Raw genomic sequence first — 3,535 nt, 5'->3', positions numbered from 1 at the left:
CGATAGCGCGCCTCGACGTCTTCAGGCGTCTTGGCGAGAAACCGAGGGTCGCGGCGGAGCATCTTATGAAACGCCTCGCGATCGCCTTTGAACTTCAGCTCATCGCGAATCGCCTGCATCGTCGCATCCAGTGCCGCGACGGCCTTGAGACCCCGCTCGTGGATCTCCTGTGGCGTCAGTGTCAGCCCGGTCTCATACACGATCCGTCGAAGATAGTTGTCCTTGCCACCGGGATACTGAGACAGACCGACTTGGCTGGGTGCCGCCGACTCATAGGCGTTGTCGAACACGGCCAGCAACTGATCGTACGCAGGCGTAACTCGTTCCTTGATGCGTTGATCGAGCTCGCGACGAAAGGTTTCTACATCCGTCGCCGCTAGTTCACTCAAACGCGCCGGTGCCACATCCAATGCAGCGGGCGCGCTGGCGCGCAACCCGGTGATGGTCTTACGAACGCCGTCGAGCGCTGGCTTCGGCACGCGAATCCCTCTCTCTGCCTGAGCACGCGTCTTGGCTGCCATTTGATCCACGAAGCCGACATATTCATCGACCAGGGTCAGATAGCGATCCAGATCGGCCTGGCTGCCGATCTTCTGGCCCGCAAGCACGGTATGGATACTCAATATCGCCTGGCCGCCCATGTACGGCGTCACGGCGAAGCTGAGCCAGTAGTCCTCGGCCGCGTTCTTACCGATTTCATAGGTGTGCTCGAGCAGCTTGGCGAGCAACCACCGGTCTTGTGGCAACTCAGCGATGCCGACCTTCTGCAAGCGAGCGAGCGCCGCGCTATGAAACGCGGCTTCTCGTTGCGCTTGTTCGAAGGTCAGATCCTCGATCTCGGTGACGGGAAGATCGCTCAGTAGCCGCGTGTAGGAGCTGGTCGAACGCAAATGCTCTAGCAGCTCGTCGGCGAGTGCATCCACCTGCGCGGTGGCCGCGCCAGGGTTTGCGGCGGAGGCTGGAGCCGGCTGAGGACTCTTGTCGCGACTACAGCCGCCGACCAGCGCCAGCGATAGGATGCCCACCGCAACCAGGCAACGATAGCTCATGATCGCTCCGAAATGACCGACAGCCCCTTAAGACGCAGCAAGGTGCGACATCCTCAACAGGAACTCTTGCATTGATTATTCCTGAGAGTTGACTTGAGGGAACAACTATCGGAATAAAATCATTCCCCCCGAGCGTGCGGAATCGTCCGTCAGTCTCCTCCAGCGATCAGAACACCCGCTCTAGAATCTGCGAGAACGACTTCGCGCCCGAGATGTTGGTCAGCACGACCAGGCCGCGGCCGTCGGAGGGGCGAAATTCGACGCCGGTGGCGACGCCGGGATCGGCGCCGGTGTGGCCCCAGCGAGCGTCCCGGCCACGCCAGGTGAGTCCTTGTATTTGAGGTTTGGGCTCGGCGTAGTGAACACGCTGGTCGCGCAAAATCTGGCGCACGGTGTCGGGCTTGAGAATGCGAGCACCGTCCAGCGAGCCGCCCTGAGCGTAGGCCATGACGAAGCGAGCCAGCTCCGCCGCTGAGCAGCGAGCGAGTCCGTCCGACATCGTCACGAAGCTATATAAACAATGAGGCACCAGCGCCGCGCCTTGCTTGGGCGCAGTCCAAGACGGATCCACGACGCCCACGTTGGTGAAGCGACCATCATCGACATAACTATAGAGTGTGGCGTGCGTCGTGCGATCCATGCCCGCGAGCAAGAACCGACAGTGATTCATGCCGAGCGGCGTGAAAATATGCTCGGCACAGTACTGCGCATACGACTGCCCGCTGACCCGCTCTACCAGCCAGCCCAGCACGCCATAAGCCACGTTGCTGTAACTCCAGGTGCCACCGGGTGCCCACGCGTGGAAATTTGTTTTGGCATCGTAGTGAGCGCCGCCCGGCGTGAAGTAACCGGTCAACCAATCGCCCAGCGCGATTTGCGGATCGCCACACGCATAGCTCGCCTCGTAAGCCGGGCCGTCCGCAATCGATGAGGTGTGCGTCAACAGCTGCCGCGTGGTGATAAGCCGACCAGCGAAGGCAGGATTACGAATTTTCAGGGGCAGGCGCTCATCGATGGGCGCATCCAGATCGAGCTTGCCCTGCTCATGCAACTGCATGACAGCGGTGCAGGTGATGGTCTTGGTGACCGAGGCAATGTTCATCACCGTGTCTGGCGTCATCGCACGGCCGGTCGCAATATCTGCGTGACCAAAGCCCGCGGTGTGCACCACTCGCCCCTCATCCAATACCGCAAGACTCAGCCCGGCGACGTGTCCCGTCTTCATGCTGTCGCGAACCCACTGAGCAAACTCAGCGCCGCGAAGCCAAGCGATCAGCGCCTGCCCGTCGCTTGCTCGTGCCAGCGCCGGCATCAGCCCCGTGCACACCGCGGCGGCCACGCCCTGCTTGATCACATTGCGACGACTGACGAACATCTACGACTCCCCTTGCATCAGCAGTTCGATCGGCAGCACCCCATCGCGCTTCACACTCTTGGTGGCGATGTAGGTGAAGTAAGTGTCCACCCCGAGATCCTCATCCAGCAGGCCGTGGATGAGCTGCTGATAATGATTCAGGTCGCGAGTGATGACCTTCAACACATAGTCGATGCCGCCGCTGACGGCGTCGCACTCGACGATCTCCGGGCGCCGGCACACCGCCGCCTCGAAGCGCGAAAAATCGACGGCCCGATGCCGAGCCAACGTCACTTCGGTATGCGCCACGACGAACGACCCGCAGCGCTGCGCGTCGATCACCCCTCGATAGCTGCGAATGAAGCCGTCGCGCTCCAGACGCTTGAGCCGCTTGAAACAGGGCGCGAGCGACAAACCGATGGCCTTGGCCAGCGCTTGAGTCGAGATGCGGCCGTTGGTCTGCACCAGCGCCAGAATTTTCAGGTCGCGTGCATCTAGCCGGCCTGCCGAGGATCGCTGACTCATAAGGCGTTGTCGCAACCGAGAGTGGCCAAGATAGTTGGGGCAGCGCAGATGAACCTGCGCTTTTGCCAAGTCTCTGCGATCATAATTTTTCCCAAGCGCGCTGTCCCGTCGCGTCCAGTGATATCTCTGATCCCCGAACCGAGCGGATTACCTAGTCTGCGCGATTGGCTTGCACTGCTCAAACCTCACAGGAAGCGCTTCATGCTGGTTCGTTCCCTCGTCGCCGTCGCGTGCCTGGTCGCGCTTACGGCCTGCTCCCCGTCACTCGACACCACGGAAACCCAAGGCAATCAGGCCACCGTCGGTCAGCACACCGCCGAGATCGACGCGCTGTTCAGTGAACAGACGCAGCCCGGCAGCCCGGGTGCCGCGGTCGGCGTCTACCATCACGGCCAGCTGGTGTTCGCCAAAGGCTACGGCCTGGCCGACGTCGAGGCCGGCACGCCGATCACGCCGCAAACCCGCTTCCACGTCGCGAGCGTGTCCAAACAGTTCGCCGCCTTCTCGGTGGCACTGCTGGCCAAAGAGGGCAAGCTCGACCTCGACGCGGACGTGCGCACCTACCTGCCCTACGTGCCCGACTTCGGTCGCAAGATCACGGTACGCC

General features: G+C 61.8%; 4 protein-coding genes. 1 reads left to right on the top strand and 3 read right to left on the bottom strand.

What is annotated here, in order from left to right; all coding sequences use genetic code 11:
• From JNL55_RS29075 to JNL55_RS29065, 3 genes are all read right to left on the bottom strand, one after another.
• The coding region (locus tag JNL55_RS29075) for a DUF885 family protein (RefSeq protein ID WP_293862907.1) at positions 1–1,049 on the bottom strand (1,049 nt) is incomplete at its 3' end.
• A gap of 166 nt (positions 1,050–1,215) precedes the next feature.
• On the bottom strand, positions 1,216–2,424 hold the full coding sequence (locus JNL55_RS29070; RefSeq protein ID WP_293862905.1) for a serine hydrolase domain-containing protein: 1,209 nt from the start codon (positions 2,422–2,424) through the stop codon (positions 1,216–1,218).
• Entirely contained in the window at positions 2,425–2,928 is a 504-nt protein-coding gene (locus tag JNL55_RS29065; RefSeq protein WP_293862903.1) for an Lrp/AsnC family transcriptional regulator, read from the bottom strand.
• A gap of 201 nt (positions 2,929–3,129) precedes the next feature.
• Here JNL55_RS29065 and JNL55_RS29060 point away from each other — a divergent pair.
• Positions 3,130–3,535, top strand: a 406-nt coding sequence (locus tag JNL55_RS29060) for a serine hydrolase domain-containing protein (protein ID WP_293862901.1), incomplete at its 3' end; no start/stop codon positions are given.

Source organism: Steroidobacter sp. (assembly GCF_016790065.1).
Taxonomy (GTDB): Bacteria; Pseudomonadota; Gammaproteobacteria; order Steroidobacterales; family Steroidobacteraceae; genus Steroidobacter.
Note: the sequence above shows the minus strand (reverse complement) of the source record. Positions and strands in the feature narration are given on the sequence as shown.